The sequence below is a fragment of the Ureibacillus sp. FSL K6-8385 genome, assembly GCF_038593155.1.
Lineage (GTDB): Bacteria > Bacillota > Bacilli > Bacillales_A > Planococcaceae > Ureibacillus > Ureibacillus terrenus.
In genome coordinates this window covers 1,667,130-1,688,538 of record NZ_CP151968.1, presented here as the reverse complement: position 1 = coordinate 1,688,538, position 21,409 = coordinate 1,667,130, and the positions used below count along the sequence as shown (strand labels likewise).

Here is a 21,409-nt window from a genome sequence, read left to right as displayed (position 1 = left end):
ATTTTCACCTCTATTCGTATTTATACCGACGTTCCAGCCACTTGAAAAAGACGGTCAGGATAAGCGTCATGGCAAGATAAATAACACCTGCAATGAAATAAGGAACAATAGTAAATTCCCTGTTTACCGCAGTTTGGGCGAAATGCAGCAATTCAGGGACTGCCACTGCATAGAGCAATGCAGTATCCTTCACAAGGGTAATGGATTCATTGGCCACGGCAGGCAAAGCCACCCGGAACATTTGGGGCAGGATGACGCGTGTCGTCGTTTGCCATTTTGTCAGGCCGAGCACTTTTGCCGCTTCATATTGCCCCTTATCGATGGAAAGGAGTCCTCCGCGAAAAATTTCTGCGAAATAGGCGGCATAGTTTAACACAAACCCGATGCATGCGGCAACGAACCGGTCAAACACCAAATATTCCCCTACCACCGGAATCATCGGCAGTCCGAAACAGATCAACAACAATTGCAGGAGCAAAGGGGTGCCGCGCATGACCGTTATATAAAGTTGCGCAAGCCATGATAGAGGTTTAAAACGGCTTTTTACCGCTAGCGTCAACAAAAATCCCAATGGTATGGACAGAAGTATGACGATGAAGAAGAGCAATACAGTCATCTGCGCCCCTTCTATCATCGGCCAAATAATCCGATTCCAATAATCAACCATGATGTTTCCTCCCAAAAAATAAGAGTTCCATCTTAATTAGGAACTCTTATCAAAATGATGGAATTATATACAATCACAAAATTATTTTAATACCCGGTCTTCACCGAACCATTTTTTAGAAATTTCAGCCGCAGTACCGTCTTCATTCATCTCATCCAAAGCAGCCTGCAATTTTTCCAGCAATTCCTCGTTCCCTTTTTTCACGCCGACCCCATATAATTCAGGGGCAAGTTCTTCATCCAAAATTTTAAATGTATCCGGTTCCTGCGTCATGTAATATTCAATGACCACTTTGTCAATGACGACCGCATCAACACGGCCATTTTTTAAATCTTGCAGAGCAAGCACATTGTCTTTGTACTCGTTCAGCTTCACCTTTTTGCTGATAGGATGTTCATTTAACGCATCCAAAGCGGAAGATAACGACTGAACGCCCACTTGTTTGCCTGCAAGTTCATCGAGTTTTGCAATCGGTGAATCAGCCAATGTTACAACAACTTGTGCGTTTTCCAAGTAAGGTTTTGTAAATAAAACTTTTTTCTTGCGTTCATCTGTAATTGTGTAACCGTTCCAAATCAAGTCGATGCGTCCGCTTGACAGTTCGCTTTCTTTCGTCGTCCAATCAATCGGCTGGAATTCCACTTCGACGCCCATTTTTTCAGCTGCGGCACGGGCCATGTCAATATCAAATCCTACGATTTCGTTATTTTCATCGCGGAATCCCATTGGTGCAAATTTATCGTCAATCCCGATGATCAATTTTTCTTTTTCGTTTGCTTCATCTTTTGAACCGTCCGCATCTTCTTTAGAGGACGAACCGCAAGCGGCAAGCATCATCATGGCCAAGGCCAGCACAAAAAACAATATAAAATTACGCTTCATGTGATAAACGCTCCTCTTATCAATAATCTAATTCTTTAGCAAACTAAAGCGCATTAGCAAAAAAATGCAACACGAAATATGTTCCTGACAGATTTCGTGTACATACATGATGAAATACTAATACAAACCTTTAGTTTTCTAATACCTTCGAATTATATAGTAACCGTCATGATAGGCGTATGTCTAGTTAAAAAATTTTACAAACTATTAAAATACAATTAAAAATTTTCAAATATGATTCAATTTTCTGCATTAGGCATGTTCCAAAAGTGATTCCAAAAACTTACCGGAAAAAGTACAATGATTATATTCAGGAGATTTAAGAAAGGGATGAAGAAATGATTGAAGCCGTTCGTGTGGAAACTGAAGACCAATTGGAAAAAGCTTTAGCCATTCGCAAGGAAGTCTTTGTTCAGGAACAGGGGGTGCCGGAGGATCGCGAAATGGATGAATATGACCGGATTGGCGCTCCATGCAGGCATGTTTTGATCCTTGCCGATGAAAAAGCGGTCGGTACCGGCAGAATCCGATTTGTTGAAGGGGCAGGCAAGTTGGAGAGAATTGCTGTGTTAAAACCTTACCGCCAAATGGGAATCGGCAAGGTGATTGTGCAGGAATTGGAAAAGATTGCGAAGGAAGAGGGATGCTCAAAGGTAAAATTGCATTCCCAGACCCATGCCAATCCCTTTTATGAGAAATTGGGTTATCAAATAAATTCGGAGGTCTTTTTTGAAGAAGGGATTCCCCACAATTTGATGGTGAAAACGTTGGATTGAAGGATGATTCCTTGACCGGGTGCGGGAATTGGCTGATGAGCGTAATTCACGATGGCATTGTGCCTTGATTTGGAGGAATGCTTTTCATTATTTTGGAGAATAATGTCACTTGAGGTGAATGATGTTATGGCACAATGTCCGCTATGCAACTCTTTATATGAGATTGAGGTTTATTGTCCAAATTGCAAGAATAAATTGGAGGATTCCGGGAAGGTTTCGGATTATTTAGATCCATACGGTCACTACAATGATGAAGAAACGGTGAAAATGGGCGATGGATATCCGAATACTGCAAAAGATCAAATCTGCCCTCATTTGATGGTCTGCCGTGAGTGCAGCTATGATGAGGTACGATTCATCCGGGAAATATGATGCCGGGGGAAAAATGAAAAAGGAAATCGGGGGTGTATGGATGTTTCTTCAACAGAGTTTTTTTGAAAGTGAACATGGGGATGTAAAATTGTTTGAAGGGAAAAATGTATTTTCCCAAGTCAAGCTAAATGTTTATTCCTTTTATCAGGACGGAATTCTCATAGATTGCGGCGCCCACTCCATGAAAAAAGCGTTCATAAATTTTTTTGACCGCCTATCCATCGATCGGGTCGTCATCACCCATGCACATGAGGATCACGATGGTTGCGCCAAATATTTAAGCGAGCGGGGCATTCCGGTTTATTTGCATCCGATGTCGATCGAAAAAAGCAGAAAAAGGGCTGATTATTTGCTGTATCGCAAATTTTTCTGGGGCATCCGGCCTCCGTATCATGCCATTCCCCACGAAGAAACTTTTCAATCCCGCAAGTATAGATGGCGCATAATTGAAACACCGGGTCATGCGGTGGATCACGTAGCGTTTTTAAATGAATCGACGGGACAACTATTTTCCGGCGACTTATTTGTGACGCCGCGCACGAAATTGATTATGCGCACCGAGAACATCCCTCAAATCATCCAATCCATCGAGAAACTATTGCGGCTCGACTTCGGCGAAATGTTTTGCAGCCATGCGGGATATATCAAAGACGGGAAGCAGGCGTTACGAAACAAACTGGACTATCTATATGAATTGACGGATAAAGTGCGGAGTTTGGCCCGGGAAGGCTGCTCCATCGAGGAAATTCAAAGGCAATTGTTCCCCCGGAAATATCAAATATCCGTTGTATCCAGAGGGGAATGGGATTCGAAACATATTATTACCTCTATTTTGTCCGGCAGCCATTTAGTAAATTCCAGTGCAAAACAATGAAAGTTTTTAATGATGACGGTCACCGGCAGTGGTGGCTTTTTCTTATTTTAGAACCTTTCTGAAATAATTTGAAACAAAAAAAGGGGCATTTTCGTAAATATGGGAAAAGATATGGAAAGCGGGGAAGCATATGAAAGAAAGCGGATGCTTAAAATGCGGAAGCAGAAATGCGGCGACGAAGGAAGTGGCCATGACGGGCACCGGTTTGTCGAAGTTGTTTGATATCCAACATCATCAATTTGTGGTCGTTTACTGCAAGGATTGCGGCTATTCAGAGTTTTATCACAAGGAATCTTCCATGGCCTCCAATATACTTGATCTATTTTTTGGAGGATAAAAATTGGGTTTTCTTCACAAATAAAAAATCATCCGTTGCCAAACGGATGATTTTTTATTTTTTGACAGAAGCAAATTATTCACACAATAAAATAAGGCGGACAAAATTTGCTTTTTTTGCAACAGAGCGGTCTTTCATAACGAATCCTGCCTTGTGGATCAGATCCTCGATCGGCTTGACGGACACGAATAAAACCCGGTCCGCTATCCGACGTGCGTGACGGATGATTTCGAATTCTTCTTCCAGTGAAACATGTGTGCAAATGTTGTATGGCAAATCCACGATGGCCACATCGAAATGCTCCGTCACATCTGCAATGGAGCCCTTCGTCACAGTGGTCTCATAGCCGAAATGAGCGATATTTTCCCTTGCGGCGACGCAAACAAGGGGACTGATATCCCTTCCAACAATATTGACATTCATCGACAGAGCTTCAATCAATACTGTGCCGATTCCGCAGCATGGATCAATGGCGCGAACGCCTTCAGGTTCCGGAATGGCGATATTGACAATGGCCCGCGCAACGCGGGTGCTGAGGGCTGTTGAAAAGTTGTTTGGCTTTTGAAGATGCTTGCGCCAAATCGATTCCGCTTTTACCGTTTTTCCCAAATACCATCGATCGTTGATGCAAAGCAATCCTAAAAGGATATCGGGATTGTTCAAATCCGGTTCACCATTGATGGACAGTCCAATTTGTTTTTCAATTTTTCTGCGTTCCGGGTGATGGATTTTTTTTGTATTTCCGATATCCATTTTGTTGAGGCAAACGACCTTAAACGTGGCATCATTCAATTGCCATGTTTTGAGCGATTGTTCAAGGTCTTCCAGACTATCCGCCTCAAAATATACTTCCAAGCGATCCTCCATAAAAGGGCTGCGGCTCGGATCGACACGTCGGTCGCTGATAATGTAGTTCTCCTTTGTATCGAATCCAAAGAAAGACCTCATTTCCATCCGGGAGAGTTCAAATTCATCGGGATGTTGGATATAGGTGTATATATATTTCGGTTGTTTAATCAAGCTCATCTTCCTTCATTCAAATAATATTTGCGGGCATAAAAAGAGACAGTCGTTTTGACCGTCTTTGAAAACATTCCTCTAAATATATCACATTATCGGAAAAAATAAAAAAGTCAAGGAATTGCATTTCAAGTGGCGGACAGTCCCAATGGGAGTTTTCCAACTTGAAATGAATAAAAGTGCGCTTTTTGCGCACTTTTGAAATGAGAAGTTAATTTTCCGACAACTGTTCAACCGGCACTTCCTGCTCGTTTTCGGGATCATCCAACGGATAGATTCGGGCTGTTCCTTTGGCTTCGTCGACATGTTGAATGTAAATGCGCCGGCCGTTAAATAAAATATTGGCCAGTTCCCCTGATTCCGCAATTTCTTTGGCCCGTTGCAGATTCATGGATCAGTCCTCCAATATCAATGAAGTCATTAACAGTATGGCCTAATTGCAATTTTTCATACTTTTTGAAGAGAATCATAATTTAATGACAATTTGGAAATAGTGAAGGAAAAACAATGAATAGGTTGTGGGAAAAATGGGGCGAATTTATACATCAAACAAATATGCGTTGCCAAGGAAAGTGCCGTGGGTAATGAAACAAACATGGAACGATATTTTATTGCTTCATTATCCTGTAAAAAAAGAAAGGTTGGAAATCTACCTTCCGCCGAATCTTTCGCTTGATACTTTTCAAGGAACGGGGTGGATGACCATTGTCCCGTATTTGATGAAATCCGCAGGGATTCGTGGGCTCCCTTCCATACCGATGGGAAAGGGAATGCCGGGAATCAATGTGCGGACTTATGTCAAAGCCGGCGAAAAACCGGGGATTTATTTTTTGAATTTGGGAATCCATCAACGATTTGCGGCGAAGTTGGCCAAAGAGCTGTTTCACCTTCCGTATTTTTCAGCGGATCTGTCTTTTTCAAAAAAAGGAAAGATGATTGAAGTCGAAAGCCGGAAATTTCCGTTCTCATTATCTTGTCAAATTCGGGTTCAGACTTCTTCTTTTGTGATGGAGAAGGGCAGTTTAGGGGAATGGTTGTTGGAGCGGTATTGTTTTTATACGGCAAACCCGAAAGGGAAGCTATTGCGCTGTGATATTTTTCACGATCCATGGTTGCTTCAGGATGCAGAAATCATCGGGCTGGAAAATCATATTTTACGGACTTTCAATATCAAACCGGAATCTTCCCTCCCCATCCTGCATTATTCCAGACAATTGCATGTGCATTTATGGCCGCCGGTTTCCGTCAAATAGCGGATAGCTTTAAAAAACTGTCATGTCCGCTTCAATATTGGCAGCCCATCATCGCCGATTTTCAGGCTGCATTTCCACCAACGATTTCGGTGACATGCATTTTCGTCAATAGGAAAAAGGCTGTCTGAAAACCTTTCAGACAGCCTTTAAATCGTGCATCTTAGTGTCGAAAGGGAGTAAAGCGGTGGTGGCAGAAGGCGGCATCAAGAATGCCCGGTTCAAAGATTAATAGTATCCTTTTGAACCGAAGCTAGTTCCAACGATGATCAACAAAATGAACAGCACCACAATCAACGCGAAGTTGTTGCCGAAGCCACCATAGTAGCCTCCGTAGTAATTTTGGCCCATTACTTTCACCTCCTTTTCACTTTTAATGTATGAATAGCCTTAAAAATGGGTAAGTACATATGTGGAGATAATCCGAGATTTTAATAAAAAAATTTATATATTTTTCATAGTTTTGGCCGCCCGGTATCCGATAAAAATGATGGATGTTCAGATTGTTTGTAATTGTTTGTTTGGAAAAAATCGCAAAGTAATAATTCATAAAACCTTTACTAATTTTTCTAATAAAGTTCGTTGAATTACTTTTTTTGTAAAAATAAAATAATCGCATAGGCAAAAAGAACTGGAGGGATTGTAATGAAATTACAAGAAAAAGTAGCGATTGTAACAGGTGCCGCATCCGGAATGGGAAAAGCGATTGCTGAATTGTATGCGAAGGAAGGCGCGAAAGTCGTTTTGGCCGATTACAATTTGGAAGGCGCGAAAGCGGTTTCAGAAGGAATTGTGAAAAACGGCGGGACAAGCATTGCTGTAAAAGCGGACGTATCGAAATTGGAAGATGTGGAAAACATGATCCAAACAGCCGTTGATGAATTTGGGACCCTCGATATACTTGTAAATAACGCGGGCATCATGGACGGATTCGAACCGGTCGGGGAAATCACTGATGAAAAATGGGACCGCATTTTTGATGTCAATTTGAAAGGCGTCATGCGGGCCATGCGGAAAGCGGTTAATTACTGGCTGGAAAACAATAAGCAGGGAATCATCATCAATACGATTTCAACGGGCGGATTAAACGGTGCCCATGCCGGCGTGGCCTATGTCGCATCCAAACACGCCCTTGTCGGTTTGACGAAGAACACCGGTTTTATGTACGCACAGAAGGGCATCCGTGTAAATGGCATCGCTCCCGGCGCCGTTGAAACAAACATAGGTGCAACGATTACGGATGTCAGCCAATTGGGTATGGAGCGGGCAGGATTAACCCATAAATTATCGCCGCGTTCCGGAAAACCGGAAGAAATCGCCCAAGTTGCCCTCTTCCTCGCCTCCGATGAGTCAAGCTTTATCAATGGCACTGTCATTGTCGCTGATGCCGGATGGACTGCGGCATTCTGAAAATGGCCAACCTCCTTTTCCAAAAGGAGGCTGGCCATTTTGCCGGAAGTGCGGTTATTGACGGATGCATTTGAATTCACCCCGGTGAAAAACTAAAATAAATGGGAGGAGAAAATAAAAAAGGGGAATACTGCTTTGAGATACATCGTCTTCGATTTTGACGGCACCCTTGCCAATTCAGCGCAAATTTATATAGATGCATGGAATGCCTATGCGGAAAAGTATGGCTATCGGCCGATCAAATTTGAAGAACTGCGGGAGATCCGGGATCTTGATTATTACGGGAAAGCCAAAAAATATCATTTTCCGATGCATAAGCTGTCCATTATATTGCCAAAGATCCAACAATATTTCAAAGAACACATCCATGAAGTAAAATTGTTTGAAGGAATAAAAGAAATGCTGGAATCCCTTTCTTCTTCCGGCTATAAAATCGCTATTATTTCATCGAACAAAAAAGAGAATATCCGGGGGATTTTGGAACGGGAAAACATCCATTCCGTGGATGAAGTGATCTCTGCCCGCAAACTGTTCGGCAAGGATGCCGCCATTCGCCGATTTATGAAGCGCCATCAATTGACGGCTCAAGATCTTCTATATGTCGGGGATGAATTGCGCGATATCGTGGCATGCAATAGAGTCGGGGTATCGTTTATGTTTGTCACCTGGGGACTGGACGGATTGAAGTTAATCGAAAGAGAAAAGCCTGCGTATGTGGCAAATTCGCCTAAAGAGATTGTCGAACAGCTGAGCCGTAAAGCCATTGGTGAATAAAGAAAAGTCTCCCTGAAACGGGAGGCTTAATTTTTTTCTTGGAGATGGCCGATTAAATTTTGGATAAACCCGCAGAATAAAACGATTGCCTGTTCAATGGACATTTCTTCGTGAAAACCCTCCAAATAATCAAGGGGCAAGTTGATTTCCCACAAACCTTCCATGTCCGAAAAAAGGGCGCTGTAGTTTTTGACGGAATCTGTATGTAAATGTTCTTCCAAATATTTTTTAATTTCTTCTCCGTATTTCTTTTTGACTTTTAATCCGAACAGGGCCATATACGTGCGGAAAACATCATCCATTTCGATGCAAAGGGCATCGACTTTGATTTTTTCAAAAGCAGGGCACTCTATATAAAGAAATTCATTGATATGCTTTTGAAAGTAGGAAATCGGGGTATTCAAAAAAGTAGGAGATTCTGTTTGGATCGTTTCCTCTGTTTCTTTATCGCATCGCTCCATATAGATTTTTTCCAATGCCATTCAATATTCCTCCTTTAATTCTCCCATATAGTATAACCTAACGGAAAGGAAATTTACTTCAATCATTTTGAAAAAGTGAGAGAAAAATATGATAAATATCTATTTTTTTCATAAATATAGACTAGCAGATTATCGAAAAGGAGCAGGAACTTATGATGAAATTTGCGGTATTAATGCTTGCGGCATTTGCAGGAGCGGCGGTGGCCGTGCAAAGCAAAGTCAATGGGGGATTGGGAAAGAAAGTGGGCCTGATTGAAGGTTCCTTTATTTCTTTCCTGATTGGGACGCTTGTTTTATTTTTCCTTATGATTTTTTTTGGAAAAGGGAATATTTTTGCGATGACAGAAGTGCCCAAATGGCAATTGATCGGAGGAATTTTGGGGGCCCTTTATGTGTTCATCACCATTTTTTCCGTCAATCAAATCGGGGTCGCTTCCACCCTGATGGCGGTTGTGCTGGGACAAGTGCTCCTTGGAGCCGTCATAGATCATTTCGGGTTGTTCGGAGGAGGAGATTATCCGATTACCATGAAAAAAACGGCGGCAATTTTGCTGTTAATATTTTCGCTATATTTGTTTCATCGATGACAATGCAATCTCTTAGAAAAAATCTTGAATAAACCGATAAAATCTATCATAATATAGATATTTTTGGAATAAATTCATGTAAAATAGAATTTGGAAAGGGGAAATGAGAAATGTCGCAATTTAAAGCATTAGTCGTGGATAAAAAGGGAGAAGATGTGGAAATCGATATTCGGCAATTGTCCTTCGACGATTTGCCGAAAGGGGAAGTGCTGATTCGTGTCCATTATTCCGGTGTGAATTATAAAGACAGTCTTGCGACAATCCCTAATGGGAACATTGTGAGAAACTATCCTTTTGTTCCGGGGATTGATTTGGCAGGAGTTGTTGTAGCATCGGAGGATCCGCGCTTCAAGGAAGGCGATGAAGTGATTGCAACGAGCTATGAAATCGGTGTTTCCCATTATGGGGGATATAGCGAATATGCGCGCATCCCGGCCGGGTGGGTTGTGCCGCTTCCGGAAGGACTCACGTTGCGGGAAGCGATGATTATTGGGACTGCAGGTTTTACTGCGGCCTTATCCGTTTATCGCCTGGAACAAAACGGTCTTGCTCCTGGCCAGGGAAAAGTGCTTGTAACTGGTGCTACAGGAGGTGTAGGCAGCTTTGCCGTCGCCATTTTGTCAAAGCTTGGCTATGAGGTCGAAGCAAGCACCGGAAAAGAATCGGAACATGAATTTATAAAGCGCCTTGGAGCAAAATCCGTGATTTCAAGGGAAGAAACGGTCGGTCCGGGAAGACCGAAATCGTTGGCAAAACAAAGATGGATTGCGGCGGTGGACCCGGTTGGCGGGGAATCCCTGGCATCGATTTTGAGTCAAATCAAGCTGGGAGGACAAGTGGCAGTAAGCGGTTTAACAGGCGGCGCAAGCCTTCCGACTACGGTTTATCCGTTCATATTGCGAGGTGTTGATCTGCTCGGCATCGATTCCGCATATTGCGATTATCAAACGAGACAGGAAGTATGGAACCGCTTGGCGAAAGAGTACAAACCGGACCGTTTAGAGGATTTTATTCAAAAAGAAGTAGCATTGGAAGAATTGCCGGATGCTTTTCCGATCCTATTAAAAGGACAAGCAAAAGGAAGAATTTTGGTCCATTTGAACTCCTGATCAAAATAAAAAACTGTCTTGATATTTTTTCAAGACAGTTTTTTTTTGTCTTTTTTCTTCTACTATACCAATTTGCTTTAAAATAAAAAAGTTTCAATATTGGCAATTTTTTTTAATGATACAGTATAATTGCTTTGTAGAGAGTGAAGAGGGGTGTCAGCAATTGAATCGGATTCAAAGTGTCAAACAGAAGATTCAATATATGAACGAAGTAGAAGCGAAAAGCATTTTATTATTAATTTATGCGAAATTGGATAATGCAATCGACCAGGGAGATGAAGAACTCCTCAAGGAAACGGCGGAAGAAATTTTTGATTTGTACCATAAGTTGCCTCATAGAATATTGAATTGATGAAAATCCATTTTGAACCCCTTGATGTTCAAAATGGATTTTTCCTTTTACTCTTTAAAGAAAAAAGGCCCAAAGACAACGCCTCAGGCCGCAAAAGGGTGTTGGCAAGGGGAATGGATGGCGGACAGTGAAAGCAAAGGGGGAAACCGCTTAATAATAACAATATCCGCTGTAGTTTGTTCCTACAATGATCAGCAGAATGAACAGAACCACAATTAAAACAAAGTCAAATTTGTTTCCAAAGCATCCTCCACCTGAACTGTATTTGGAAGACATATTTTCACCCCCTTGTTCGTACTTAATGTATGGCGAAACTCCCGCACCATATGGTACAAAAGCGGAAATCCTGCGGAATTAAGGACCAGGATGATTTTTCAATAAAAGTTCATTTGACAGAAGAATCATCATAAAATATAAATAAATTCTTCCCGCTCAGGAATGGAAACGCTTACGTTGAAGAAAGGTTCATTTCGGTTTGAGGCAGGTGAACGGATTGAAAGAGGAAAAAATCATCAATTTTCAACAATACAGAAATGAAAAAATCATTCATGACCTGCGTGAATATCCGGACAGTTATGAATACATGATGGTGAGGGAGTATGAAAAGCAATTTCATTTTACGCATACGGAATGCATCCAAATGGACGATTGTTTTGCGCAGCTGGTCAGATTCGGAAGATGCCATAAAATGGTTTCGGTGGTCTTTTTTAAAGACCATTGGACAGTGCCTAAAATTTTGGAATTTTTAACTGAACATCGAATCGAAATGTTTGATCCGGCCGCAAATCCAATTGAAATTCAAAACGCAGCGGAATTGATTGATGCCAAATTGTTCAGGGGACATCCCCTTGTTCTATATAAAAAGGGGAATAAAAACTTCATTTTAGATCCAAACAATTTGGAAGAAGTAACTGAAATGTATGAACAATACAATAAAATTACACATACGGGAATAGCCGAGAAGGTGATGAAAGAAAATATCAATGTCGATTGATTTCGCTTTTCAGAAAAAAATGCAGCAGGATAAAAAGCAGGAACGGACAAAAAATGCGAGATTTTATTATTGTTAAATTTTTGATAAAATGGATGAAAATAAAGGAGTGAATAATAATGGAAATGTATCAGAAAATTGCCGTAGCAGTGGACTTTTCAGAAGGGTCAAAAAAAGCGTTCAAACAAGCGATTGAATATGCTAAAAATTTCCAATCATCTTTATTGCTTATCCATGTGGTTGATACGAAATCTTTTGGTTCCATAGCAGCTTATGATCCAAAATATGCTCAAGAATTGAAGAAAGAAGCGGAAGAAGAGTTGGCAAAATGGAAAGAGGCTGCGGAAAAAGAAGGGGTTAAAGATGTCGAAGTGTCAGTGGAAGAAGGAGCAGCAAAAGCTGTTTTGACAAATCTTGATGTCGACCTGGTAGTCTGCGGCGCTACAGGACTAAATAAAGTGGAGAAATGGTTGCTTGGTTCTGTGGCGGAGCGCATTGTGCGCTATTCGAAGTGTGATGTATTGGTTGTCCGTTAATAAAAGGAATTCAACAGCCACTTCCGGCCCCATGTAAGGATTGGGTGGGATTGTGGCATTTTCATGTTCAGGCAAAGGGGAGAAAAAAGTGTTAAACAAACCATTTGAACACTTTCAAATCGGGGAATCATGGATTTCCCGCGGCCGCACCGTAACGGAAAGCGATATTGTGAATTTTGCCGGTGTCAGCGGCGATTTTTTTCCGTTACATACCGATTCGGAATATGCCAAAAATACGATTTTTAAGCAGCGGATTGCCCATGGCCTCCTGGTATTATCAATAGGGACAGGCCTTTTGGAAATGGCGCCCGGCACGGTTGCAGCCTTTTACGGAATAGAAAAGCTGAGATTTATTAAGCCGGTATTTATAGGGGATACAATCCATTTAAAATTGACAGTTACGGATTTAAAAGATAAAGGAAACGGCACCGGAGTGGTCACGTTCCAGCAGGAAATCATAAAGCAAACAGGGGAAATCGCTGTGATTGCGGAATATAAATTTCTGATGAACAAAAAAGAACGCGAATAATAGGTACTTTTTTTCTTTTTTTATTGGTTACGCTTAATGTGGTAGTTCTACCTTGAACGAGATCACCGACGTAATGAGGATTTGTTAAGATATTTTTAATGGTCGATTCATGCCATTTATCTCCTGCATTTATTTTACCTGCAACTTGCGAAGGGGTTGGAACTCCTTCTTTATATAGTTGTCTCGCAATACTTTCTCTTCCGCGCCCCTCTAAATATTCTTTAAAAATTCGTCGTACAATGTTTGGTGTCTCGTCATCCCGAATATACAATTTTCCATCCCGTACTTCATATCCATAGGGGGGGATTTGAACCTTGAAAAAGGCCATTTTTTGCACGTGTTTTTAATGTTTCCTTCACACGATTACTAGTGTTTTGGGATTCTTGCTCATACATCCATGCGTAAAGACCAAACATATGCGTGTTACCGGTTAAGGTATTGATTGCATTATCCAGTGTAATGATATGAATCCCATGGTTCTCACATAAATTTTTGATTTTATACGATAATTCTCCGTTACGAGCCAAACGAGATAACTCTTTGGCGAGGATAATGTCAAACTTTTTATCCTGCGCATCTTGAATCAATTTTTGAAGTTGTTCTCTTTTTGCTGTCGTCCCGCTTTCTATCTCTATATAAAAGTTGTAAATATCCCACCCCTTTTCGGCTATATAGTTGTAGAACAATTCTTGCTGATATTTAAGGAATCTTTTTGTTCTTCTTTATCGGTAGAAACACGAACATAAACTGCACATCTCAATACGAACCATGTCCTTTCTTTTTTTGTTGAGATGTAGCAGTGTTTACCTTAGTAGCATTATTGACAAGTTCCTTGATTTTATTATCAATAATGGAATTTATTAGATTCATAAACGTGACTGGAATATCCGCAAAAATTCTGTCGACGGTGTTTTCTAGTCTATTCACGATTTACTTATCTCCTTTTATATTTCTAAATGAGAGTTTTGCAAAATTAGATTTTTATTAAAAAGAGTTTTAAAAGAAACCCAAATAAATTGGGGTATTTTGTATCTTTGGTTTACAAATATTCTGTTTGTCCTTTTTTGGGCGTACTTGCAGAATTTTTCGCTTTAAAAATTTTTTAAGCGGTTTGTTGCTTTTTACTCTCTTTTGCCATTGCGAGAGCTGAAACCAGTAATACGATGGCGTTCAAGTAAATATGAGTTTTTACTTTATCGATTCCCCACACATGCAGGGAGTTCGCTGTAAGATAACTTTTCATTCTTGAATTGCACCGTTCTACACTGGTTCGCTCATTGTAAAGTTCTTTCCAACGTTTGGAATCGCGGTGTGGATTAGAGTACCGGCGAAGATCCTTATTCACGTTAATTTTTACTACCATTCCATAGTTGGAGGATGAACAGGCTGCCATTCCTAATGGGCAATCCACTTTTCCGGTTGCGTGTGGACATCTGAATTTGAGCTGATCCTTATTGGCGCCCCAATAAGTCATTTCGTACCCCATCGAACAGCGTGGGGTTCCATTGGAGGCAATTCCTTCGGGAGGCTCCTTTTCATTACGCAAATTGAGTGGAATAATAGCTTGAGCCCCGATGTTCTTGGCGGATTCGTAGTTTTTTAGCTGGTCGTACCCACCATCCATTATCAGGAAATCAATTTTAGAGTTTGTACAACTCTTTACTTGTTCAATTAATTGTGGTGCGACATCCCCGTCGTTGATATGAGCAGGGGTTACTTCAATCGCCATTGGTAATTCACTTTTGGTGTCAACGGAAAGATGCATCTTATAGCCAAACCAAGTAATTTTATTACCGAAGGAATCAAACTTTGCCCCCCAATTGGCGTTGCCTGTTTGTTCACTTCGCTTCTTAGGCTGCTTCTTTTCATAAGCATCAATGGCGGCACTGTCGATAGCCTGATGTTTTCCATCAATTACTCCTTCCTCTTGAGCTAACTGGACGAGATCTTGAAAGATTCTTTTCACAAGTCCAGTTTTGGTTAGTGAAGAAAATACTCGGCTAAGAGTAGAGATGGATGGTGCAGGCCTGCTAATATCTAAACCACATTGGTAACGAAAACGCAGGTCATTTTTTAATCGATTGTGAAGAGAAGTAAAAGTATCAATACCTTCTAATGGGGCAGCGATAAGAGCCCTTAATATCCCTTCTTTGGAATGTCCTTCAGCCCCTTGGGGTGAAGAACTTTTCAATTGTTTAGCATAAGGACGCAAATCTAGAGCACTAAAAAAGATCGGTAATTTCTCTTTTGACTCTAAAATTTGCAATTCTTCAAAGGAAAATAGACTTTCTTGTAGAATATACAAAGTGACTTCCTCCTTATGGATTTTTGTGGTTTGGTCACTTCAAAATTCTACAAATAAGGGGTGAAGTCCTTTTTTATGCTTTAGAAAACCTTATGACTCTTGGGTTGAAAAATGTGCAAAATGCTCAAATAAAAAAACCGCAGAATTACATAGCCTAATTGTTTTGGGCTATATAACCTCTAAGGTTTTCGCTTGGGTTTCTTATTACTTAACCCATTTGTGAAAACAAGAATTTATAATAAAATCTAATAACTTATTAGAATTTCATCATTTTAAAAAAATTACAATATTTTGAATATTAGTAATTTATATTCTAATATGTAATATTTTTTTGTTATTATTTATTTAACTCGAGTTAATTAGATTGCTATAGCAGTCATTAAAAAATTAAATTTCATTTAGAAAATCTAAAGTGGAGGGTTATAATGAAACGTAAATATGTCTTTAAAAATTTAGCGATATTCATGTGTACTATCTTACTAATCTCTACACTTGGATTTGGATTACCACAAGATGCATCTGCAGCAGAAATTGATTATATTGCATTAGAAGAGAATTTACATGAAGAAATCCTTAAGGAAGGAATCCTTGATGAAGAGATTTCAAACCTTTTATCCACAGACAATGATTTATACAAATTTTTAGAAGGACTTGAACAATTACCACCCGGAATTGAAAAACAAGGCCCGAATAAAATTGCAAAGTGGATTACTAATAAAACTGGTGTAGAAGTAATAGTTGAAGGTGAGAATTTAATTGTACCTTCTTTAGAAGATTTTGGTGAAAATATACCAAGTTCAATTTCAAGTGAAATAAATAATGATAAAATTGGTACTATGGGAGTAGTGGACTGTATTATAGCTGTTGGATTAGCAATTGGTTCAGTTGGATTCCCTGCTTCAAAACTTTTAAAATTAAAAAGTGCTTTAAACCTTCTTGGTGGTATTAATAAAACTGTACAAAAAATATATGATCGATATAAACTGTTAAAAAGTTGGAATTATAGAACATCAGCTGCTTGGAAATATTCAATTGAGTATGTTTCAAAAAGTCTACCAAGTGATCTTCGTAATGCATTTTTAGACTTTTTTGGCATAGCGAATATTATTAGGGCATGTACTTAAGGTGAGGAGGATAAAATGAGAAAGCCCGTGATTCCTTCTAATTTAGCTTTTATTCTTCTAGCATTAATTCAACTATATATAATATTTGCTAATTGGGGAGGAGACACTCTAACTATTATTTTTTCTTTTCTAATTTTTATTGGCTGCATAGCTATTTTAATTGTAAGTATACTTTATAAAAAAATATAAAATAATCAAATAAAATACTATAACATAATAAAGCTATTAAATAGTTTTTTCAGTATTTTATAATATAGCTTTTCCAAATAAAAATTGGCTTGGAGGGAAATTTTTTCCTCCAACCTTTTATTTTAGCTTACTTTACATTTGCTATTATTCGACATACACTTTGTAAGTATAAGTATATTTCTAATAGATTTTCGTAGATTGATAATTTCCTCAAACTCATCCTGCGTTATTATCTTTTTACTCATTGCTGTTTGTAAATTACTCTCTAGTTTGCTTAGGCGCGTCAAAGCATTGTTGAAAAACCTATTCTTAACACCGAAGTATAACTGTTTAAATTCAGCAATATTAGCTACAGTGAAAGTAGCATACTTTTGTAAACTATATAACGAGTCCTTCTATCTCCAAAAACTTCGTTTCCTAGTAATTTCGTAAATTTTATCCGTTAATGTTAAAGCAATCTCATATGCTTTAATTTTTTTACATCCATTCCGTTTTTTTCTACTCGAGAGTGTCCAGTGTTTACACGCTAGTTTTAAACTACAAAAGATTATGTGGAATTTTATGCGGTATTATATGGTAATTACATTATGTGTTTTTGTCAATATAAAATTGAGCCAGAGCGATTACATCAAAATTGAGCCACTTACTCATCGGTAACTAATTGAATCATTGGGAATGAGTGGTTCATTTTTTATATAAGTTTCTCACTCTAAATATGTTGCTTTTCCTCTGATTTCTGATGTTTCAAACTTTCCCTGAAATGATAGGATTCGCCATTCAGTAAAAGAGGATATGGGCTTTATGGGTTAAACGGTCCAGTAATGCAGCTGTGATCTTTTCATTCCCAAACAGATTGGTCTATTCAGAGAACGTCTTTGACGTTGTTTTTCCTCCCGGGTTTGCTATTCCGCCTCCAACAATACCAATAGAAACTGTTTATAACTCAGATTCCGTTCTTCCGCTTCCCATGCAATGGAACGGTATTGTTTTCCGATGGTCGGCATTCGCAATTGTTTTACAATATGATTAAGCAAAATTTCCGTATCCACTTCCTCCGACCTCCTGTTAATTGCTCGTATTGCGAAATGTTTGCCCTTTTCACTTTGTAGTTTAATAGATTGACAGGCGTATCCTCTTTGGATAATCATGTAATTATTTTGAGATTTTAAAAACATACTTTTTGTAAAAGTAGGTGTATCATGGAAATATTTATCATAATAAACATATCACAAAAATAAAAGGGAATCTTAGTATAAGGCAAACACTGCTACATCAATATGTCTGCGATTACCACTCAAGTCACGTTGAGTGTGTATCGCAGTTAATTTTAAAATGAAAAATAAGGCAAGATGAGTTTCCTTATCTTGCCTTATTCAATTTTAGGTATAGAAAATCGATAGTAAATAATTGGTGAACCGTCTGCCTTTACCTCGATTCGATCAATCAGACGATGAAGCATATCCTCAGTTAATTCATCAAAATTTAGGAACTGCAGCAATTCTCTTTTTAACTTTTCAAGAGTTTCTAAAGTATTTTCGCTTTCCATTAGCGTAAGAAGTTCATTATGTTGTTTCATTAATTCGTTTAATTCCTTATTTGTTGCTTCAATGCTCTCATGATAGTCATCCTGTGTAATAATTCCATCAGCAAGTAAGTTAATGAATTTTCTTTTTCTATTTTTCAAAACGTCTATCTTTTGATTAATCCTGTTAATTTTCTTTTGAGTTTCTGATTTTGTGCTTTTAGCCTTTTTTTCTATTTTTTTATATATTGTTCTTTATCAATTTGTTGGGTTAGGGATTTAATGTCATTTAGAATCATTTCTTTTAAAACATTCTCTTTTATTGTGTGGGAGGTACAAGCTTTTTTTCCGTGGCGCGCATAAGAGCCACAAATATAACCGTTTCGATTACTGCGATACCACATTCCTGTACCACAGTCGGCACAAAAAAGGATGTTGGTGAAGAGATGCAGTTTCGGTGCTGTAATATATTTTTTTCTGTTTTTAAGTTGATTTTGTACAGCTTCAAATGTTTTTCTAGATATGATGGCTTCATGTGCGTTTCTTATAATAAATTGTTCTTCAACGGGCGTTCTTTTTTGTTTTTAAAAAAATGGTCCATTTTTATGCAATGTGATTCGGAAGAGCTTCATCCTTTTTATTTTCTAATGACTTTCTTATGGCTTGCCTATAAAATTATGTCCAACGAAAGCAAAGCGCTTCAATAAATTAGAAATTCTTTACTATAATAAGAGCAGTGTTGTCATTGGTTGAAAAGATGGAAAATAGGGGATTATATAGAATTAGAACGAAAGGTGTTTAACCTGCACGGAAAAAAGGTAAGGTAATGATTGAACCATCTTCTTCTTTTTATGGAGTGAAAAATGTGAAAAATAAAAAATCTTCCAGTAAAACATTTCAAAATGTGATTGTATTTCCCGGAACAGTGGAACGGCTATTTTCGGAAGCCCTGAAATATATGAAAAATAACCAATTTGAAAAGGCCAACCGGTTTTTTGAAGAAGCGCTGCAATTTGCGGAAGACGATGAGCATTTGATGAGCATATATGCTTATTCACTATATGAATCAAAATCCTTCCGGAAAGCAAAGGAAATTTGCGAGAGGCTTCTTCGGATTGGCCCGGCCATGTATTTTGAAATAATGGAATTATATTTGACCATTTGCATGCAATTAAAAGAATATCATAAGGTTGAAAAAATCATTTCTTCCCTTTTGGATGAAGGGGCGATTCCGGATGAGAAAATTGAACAATTTAAAAGATTGAAAGAATTAAATGCCAATATCAGCGAAAAAATGGGCAAGCAGGACGACAAGACGAGCACGGTCAAGCAATTCGATCCTGAACAGTTTGAACCGGAGCATTTTTTATCGTTGCATCTTGCGGAACAAGCGGGCAAATTAAACGAGCTGGCCTTTGCAAACATCCGCCCGATTCTCTTACAATTGAAAGAGATTATTGAAAACCGGGATACCCACCCTTTTGTAAAAAGTCTCATCCTAATCTTGATGAAGGAGCAAGGCGTTGACACGGAAGTAGAAGTGGAAAAATTTAACCGGGTTATGTTGGTAAATCCCTCTAAAATTGGGTTGCCAACGGAGTTGACACAATATAAAATGATTTCAAATATAGTAAACGATCAGCTCCAACAAGAGCCATCAATTTTGGAAATGGTTGAAGATATAATTGCAAAACATTCAATTGTAACGTATCCTTTTGAGTGGCTGGATTTTCAGCCGCAGGAAGTGGCCGAATGCTATATTCATTTTGTTCGCCAAATGTTTGGACAACACAGCGAAGGAAATCAGGAAATTCTTGGTTTTATCCGGGAATTAGAAAACTTTTCAGAACTGCAATAAACATGAAATATGTTGAAACTCTAGCCACTTATGTTATACTAAAATGGTTGTCAAAGTCGTATAAACTTAAAGTTTAAAATATGCAATTTATTTTTGGAGGTATTAATAATATGTCAGCAAAATGGGAAAAGAAAGATGGAAATACTGGAGTATTAACGATTGAAGTTCCTGCTGAAAAAGTAAATAAAGCATTGGATCAAGCATTCAAAAAAATCGTAAAACAAATTACAGTGCCTGGATTCCGCAAAGGAAAAGTGCCACGCAAAATCTTTGAAAAACGTTTCGGCGTAGAAGCGTTGTATCAAGATGCCTTGGAAATTTTGGTTCCTCAAGAATATTCAAGAGCAGTAGATGAAACTGGCATCTTCCCGGTAGATTATCCGGAAATCGGAGAGCTTGACGGTTTTGAAAAAGACAAAGATTTCACATTTACTGCAAAAGTAACGGTAAAACCTGAACCAAAACTTGGCGAATACAAAGGGTTGGAAGTGAAAAAATTAAGCACGGAAGTAACGGATGAAGAAGTGGAACAAGAAATTCAAAATTTATTGAACCGCAAAGCGGAATATGAAATTTTGGAAGACGAACCAATCGCTGAAGGCGATATCGCTTTGATCGATTTTGAAGGATTCATCGGCGATGAAGCCTTCGAAGGAGGTAAAGGGGAAGACTATCCTTTGGAAATCGGTTCCGGCCAATTCATTCCTGGTTTTGAAGACCAATTAGTGGGGGTAAAAGCCGGCGAGTCCAAAGATATCCAAGTAACTTTCCCTGAAGAATATCATGCGGAAGAACTTGCCGGTAAAGATGCGACATTCAAAGTGACTGTAAAAGAAGTGAAAAGAAAAGTGCTTCCTGAATTAAACGATGAATTCGCCAAAGAAGCGGATCCGGAAGTTAATTCGGTTGACGAGTTGCGCAGCAAAATCAAGGAAAGATTGGCTGAACAAAAGAAAAATGAAGCTGAGAGCACGCTTCGCGACGAATTAGTGGAAAAAGCTGCCGAAAATGCTGAAATGGATATTCCTGAAGCAATGATTAATACAGAAATTGACCGTATGATTAATGAGTTTGCTCAACGTCTTCAAATGCAAGGCATGTCGCTTGATCTTTACTATCAGTTCTCCGGCCAGTCAGAAAAAGACTTGCGCGAGCAATTTAAAGCGGATGCAGAAACACGCGTGCGCATTTCTTTGACATTGGAAGCAATCGCAAAAGCTGAAAATATTGAAGTGACCCAAGAAGACATCGACAAAGAACTTGAGAAAATGGCTGAGCAATTCAAAATGGAAAAAGATCAAATCATCACGGCTTTAGGCGGTACAACGGAAATTTTGGAAAACGATATCCGCACGCAAAAAACAGTAGAATTTTTAGTTGAGCATGCCAAAATAACTGAATAATTTTTTGTTTTCCTTTAAAATAGATAATGAGGATAATTGAATATGTTATGAACAAGGTAC

General features: G+C 39.0%; 29 protein-coding genes. 16 read left to right on the top strand and 13 right to left on the bottom strand.

Annotation, left to right across the window (positions count from 1 at the left end; all coding sequences use genetic code 11):
- Positions 1 to 10: 10 nt before the first annotated feature.
- Positions 11 to 667 (bottom strand): amino acid ABC transporter permease, encoded by a 657-nt coding sequence (locus NST62_RS08220; RefSeq protein WP_141602454.1) that lies wholly within the window; start codon positions 665 to 667, stop codon positions 11 to 13.
- An 81-nt stretch (positions 668 to 748) separates the two neighbouring features.
- Complete coding sequence (locus NST62_RS08215; RefSeq protein ID WP_141602455.1) at positions 749 to 1,549, bottom strand: amino acid ABC transporter substrate-binding protein; 801 nt, start codon at positions 1,547 to 1,549, stop codon at positions 749 to 751.
- 338 nt (positions 1,550 to 1,887) lie between these two features.
- Here NST62_RS08215 and NST62_RS08210 point away from each other — a divergent pair, with 338 nt between their 5' ends.
- The 4 genes from NST62_RS08210 to NST62_RS08195 all read left to right on the top strand — a co-directional run bounded on the left by NST62_RS08210 (position 1,888) and on the right by NST62_RS08195 (position 3,908).
- Positions 1,888 to 2,325, top strand: a complete 438-nt coding sequence (locus tag NST62_RS08210; protein ID WP_141602456.1) for a GNAT family N-acetyltransferase — start codon at positions 1,888 to 1,890, stop codon at positions 2,323 to 2,325.
- A 126-nt stretch (positions 2,326 to 2,451) separates the two neighbouring features.
- Complete coding sequence (locus NST62_RS08205) at positions 2,452 to 2,697, top strand: hypothetical protein (RefSeq protein ID WP_141602457.1); 246 nt, start codon at positions 2,452 to 2,454, stop codon at positions 2,695 to 2,697.
- Positions 2,698 to 2,737: 40 nt separating this feature from the next.
- Positions 2,738 to 3,571, top strand: coding sequence for an MBL fold metallo-hydrolase (locus NST62_RS08200; RefSeq protein ID WP_141602458.1), 834 nt, complete (start codon positions 2,738 to 2,740; stop codon positions 3,569 to 3,571).
- A gap of 130 nt (positions 3,572 to 3,701) precedes the next feature.
- Positions 3,702 to 3,908, top strand: a complete 207-nt coding sequence (locus NST62_RS08195) for a zinc ribbon domain-containing protein (RefSeq protein ID WP_141602459.1) — start codon at positions 3,702 to 3,704, stop codon at positions 3,906 to 3,908.
- A 75-nt stretch (positions 3,909 to 3,983) separates the two neighbouring features.
- On the opposite strand, the gene NST62_RS08190 is transcribed toward NST62_RS08195, so the two are convergent.
- Entirely contained in the window at positions 3,984 to 4,934 is a 951-nt protein-coding gene (locus tag NST62_RS08190; RefSeq protein WP_342462804.1) for an RsmD family RNA methyltransferase, read from the bottom strand.
- A 205-nt stretch (positions 4,935 to 5,139) separates the two neighbouring features.
- Positions 5,140 to 5,319 (bottom strand): small acid-soluble spore protein H, encoded by a 180-nt coding sequence (locus NST62_RS08185; RefSeq protein WP_141602461.1) that lies wholly within the window; start codon positions 5,317 to 5,319, stop codon positions 5,140 to 5,142.
- Between the two features lie 136 nt (positions 5,320 to 5,455).
- Between NST62_RS08185 and NST62_RS08180 the strand changes: the two genes are divergently transcribed.
- A complete protein-coding gene (locus tag NST62_RS08180; RefSeq protein ID WP_141602462.1) occupies positions 5,456 to 6,181 on the top strand; it encodes a DUF2071 domain-containing protein in 726 nt (241 codons plus the stop codon).
- A gap of 225 nt (positions 6,182 to 6,406) precedes the next feature.
- Here the strand turns inward: NST62_RS08180 and NST62_RS08175 are convergent, their stop codons facing one another.
- The gene (locus NST62_RS08175) at positions 6,407 to 6,529 is read right to left on the bottom strand and encodes a YjcZ family sporulation protein (RefSeq protein ID WP_141602463.1); all 123 of its coding nucleotides are present in this window, start codon (positions 6,527 to 6,529) and stop codon (positions 6,407 to 6,409) included.
- A gap of 294 nt (positions 6,530 to 6,823) precedes the next feature.
- Here NST62_RS08175 and NST62_RS08170 point away from each other — a divergent pair, with 294 nt between their 5' ends.
- Together NST62_RS08170 and NST62_RS08165 are read left to right on the top strand one after the other, a co-directional pair.
- On the top strand, positions 6,824 to 7,588 hold the full coding sequence (locus tag NST62_RS08170; RefSeq protein WP_141602464.1) for an SDR family oxidoreductase: 765 nt from the start codon (positions 6,824 to 6,826) through the stop codon (positions 7,586 to 7,588).
- Positions 7,589 to 7,723: 135 nt separating this feature from the next.
- Positions 7,724 to 8,362: an HAD hydrolase-like protein gene (locus NST62_RS08165; RefSeq protein WP_141602465.1), complete on the top strand. Its 639-nt coding sequence runs from the start codon at positions 7,724 to 7,726 to the stop codon at positions 8,360 to 8,362.
- A 26-nt stretch (positions 8,363 to 8,388) separates the two neighbouring features.
- Here the strand turns inward: NST62_RS08165 and NST62_RS08160 are convergent, their stop codons facing one another.
- A complete protein-coding gene (locus NST62_RS08160; RefSeq protein WP_141602466.1) occupies positions 8,389 to 8,844 on the bottom strand; it encodes a protoporphyrinogen oxidase in 456 nt (151 codons plus the stop codon).
- Between the two features lie 155 nt (positions 8,845 to 8,999).
- Here NST62_RS08160 and NST62_RS08155 point away from each other — a divergent pair, with 155 nt between their 5' ends.
- The 3 genes from NST62_RS08155 to NST62_RS08145 all read left to right on the top strand — a co-directional run bounded on the left by NST62_RS08155 (position 9,000) and on the right by NST62_RS08145 (position 10,892).
- On the top strand, positions 9,000 to 9,431 hold the full coding sequence (locus tag NST62_RS08155) for a DMT family transporter (RefSeq protein WP_141602478.1): 432 nt from the start codon (positions 9,000 to 9,002) through the stop codon (positions 9,429 to 9,431).
- 110 nt (positions 9,432 to 9,541) lie between these two features.
- Positions 9,542 to 10,540, top strand: a complete 999-nt coding sequence (locus NST62_RS08150) for an acryloyl-CoA reductase (protein ID WP_328216266.1) — start codon at positions 9,542 to 9,544, stop codon at positions 10,538 to 10,540.
- A 163-nt stretch (positions 10,541 to 10,703) separates the two neighbouring features.
- On the top strand, positions 10,704 to 10,892 hold the full coding sequence (locus NST62_RS08145) for a hypothetical protein (protein WP_141602468.1): 189 nt from the start codon (positions 10,704 to 10,706) through the stop codon (positions 10,890 to 10,892).
- Between the two features lie 150 nt (positions 10,893 to 11,042).
- Here the strand turns inward: NST62_RS08145 and NST62_RS08140 are convergent, their stop codons facing one another.
- Positions 11,043 to 11,168 (bottom strand): YjcZ family sporulation protein, encoded by a 126-nt coding sequence (locus NST62_RS08140; protein WP_141602469.1) that lies wholly within the window; start codon positions 11,166 to 11,168, stop codon positions 11,043 to 11,045.
- Positions 11,169 to 11,385: 217 nt separating this feature from the next.
- Between NST62_RS08140 and NST62_RS08135 the strand changes: the two genes are divergently transcribed.
- The 3 genes from NST62_RS08135 to NST62_RS08125 all read left to right on the top strand — a co-directional run bounded on the left by NST62_RS08135 (position 11,386) and on the right by NST62_RS08125 (position 12,948).
- Positions 11,386 to 11,886 (top strand): hypothetical protein, encoded by a 501-nt coding sequence (locus NST62_RS08135; protein WP_141602470.1) that lies wholly within the window; start codon positions 11,386 to 11,388, stop codon positions 11,884 to 11,886.
- Positions 11,887 to 12,002: 116 nt separating this feature from the next.
- A complete protein-coding gene (locus NST62_RS08130; RefSeq protein ID WP_141602471.1) occupies positions 12,003 to 12,419 on the top strand; it encodes a universal stress protein in 417 nt (138 codons plus the stop codon).
- 88 nt (positions 12,420 to 12,507) lie between these two features.
- Positions 12,508 to 12,948: a MaoC/PaaZ C-terminal domain-containing protein gene (locus tag NST62_RS08125; protein ID WP_141602472.1), complete on the top strand. Its 441-nt coding sequence runs from the start codon at positions 12,508 to 12,510 to the stop codon at positions 12,946 to 12,948.
- Here the strand turns inward: NST62_RS08125 and NST62_RS08120 are convergent.
- The 3 genes from NST62_RS08120 to NST62_RS08110 form a co-directional block, all read right to left on the bottom strand.
- The gene (locus tag NST62_RS08120) at positions 12,875 to 13,276 is read right to left on the bottom strand and encodes a recombinase family protein (RefSeq protein ID WP_328216418.1); all 402 of its coding nucleotides are present in this window, start codon (positions 13,274 to 13,276) and stop codon (positions 12,875 to 12,877) included. The two genes, NST62_RS08125 and NST62_RS08120, sit on opposite strands and share 74 nt — an antisense overlap.
- A complete protein-coding gene (locus tag NST62_RS08115) occupies positions 13,236 to 13,634 on the bottom strand; it encodes a recombinase family protein (protein ID WP_328216262.1) in 399 nt (132 codons plus the stop codon). Before NST62_RS08115 ends, NST62_RS08120 begins: the two co-directional genes overlap by 41 nt.
- Before the next feature lie 416 nt (positions 13,635 to 14,050).
- Positions 14,051 to 15,253, bottom strand: coding sequence for a transposase (locus NST62_RS08110; protein WP_027725900.1), 1,203 nt, complete (start codon positions 15,251 to 15,253; stop codon positions 14,051 to 14,053).
- A gap of 425 nt (positions 15,254 to 15,678) precedes the next feature.
- Here NST62_RS08110 and NST62_RS08105 point away from each other — a divergent pair, with 425 nt between their 5' ends.
- Entirely contained in the window at positions 15,679 to 16,377 is a 699-nt protein-coding gene (locus NST62_RS08105; RefSeq protein WP_141602910.1) for a hypothetical protein, read from the top strand.
- A gap of 1,091 nt (positions 16,378 to 17,468) precedes the next feature.
- Here the strand turns inward: NST62_RS08105 and NST62_RS08100 are convergent.
- From NST62_RS08100 to NST62_RS08090, 3 genes are all read right to left on the bottom strand, one after another.
- Positions 17,469 to 17,615, bottom strand: coding sequence for a hypothetical protein (locus NST62_RS08100; protein WP_181733281.1), 147 nt, complete (start codon positions 17,613 to 17,615; stop codon positions 17,469 to 17,471).
- Between the two features lie 320 nt (positions 17,616 to 17,935).
- Positions 17,936 to 18,250: a DUF4368 domain-containing protein gene (locus tag NST62_RS08095; protein ID WP_246045881.1), complete on the bottom strand. Its 315-nt coding sequence runs from the start codon at positions 18,248 to 18,250 to the stop codon at positions 17,936 to 17,938.
- 71 nt (positions 18,251 to 18,321) lie between these two features.
- Positions 18,322 to 18,636: a recombinase zinc beta ribbon domain-containing protein gene (locus NST62_RS08090; RefSeq protein WP_246045882.1), complete on the bottom strand. Its 315-nt coding sequence runs from the start codon at positions 18,634 to 18,636 to the stop codon at positions 18,322 to 18,324.
- A gap of 317 nt (positions 18,637 to 18,953) precedes the next feature.
- On the opposite strand from NST62_RS08090, the gene NST62_RS08085 reads away from it, so the two are divergent.
- Positions 18,954 to 19,946: a hypothetical protein gene (locus tag NST62_RS08085; RefSeq protein WP_328215904.1), complete on the top strand. Its 993-nt coding sequence runs from the start codon at positions 18,954 to 18,956 to the stop codon at positions 19,944 to 19,946.
- Between the two features lie 110 nt (positions 19,947 to 20,056).
- On the top strand, positions 20,057 to 21,349 hold the full coding sequence (gene tig, locus NST62_RS08080; protein WP_141602908.1) for a trigger factor: 1,293 nt from the start codon (positions 20,057 to 20,059) through the stop codon (positions 21,347 to 21,349).
- Positions 21,350 to 21,409: the final 60 nt, after the last annotated feature.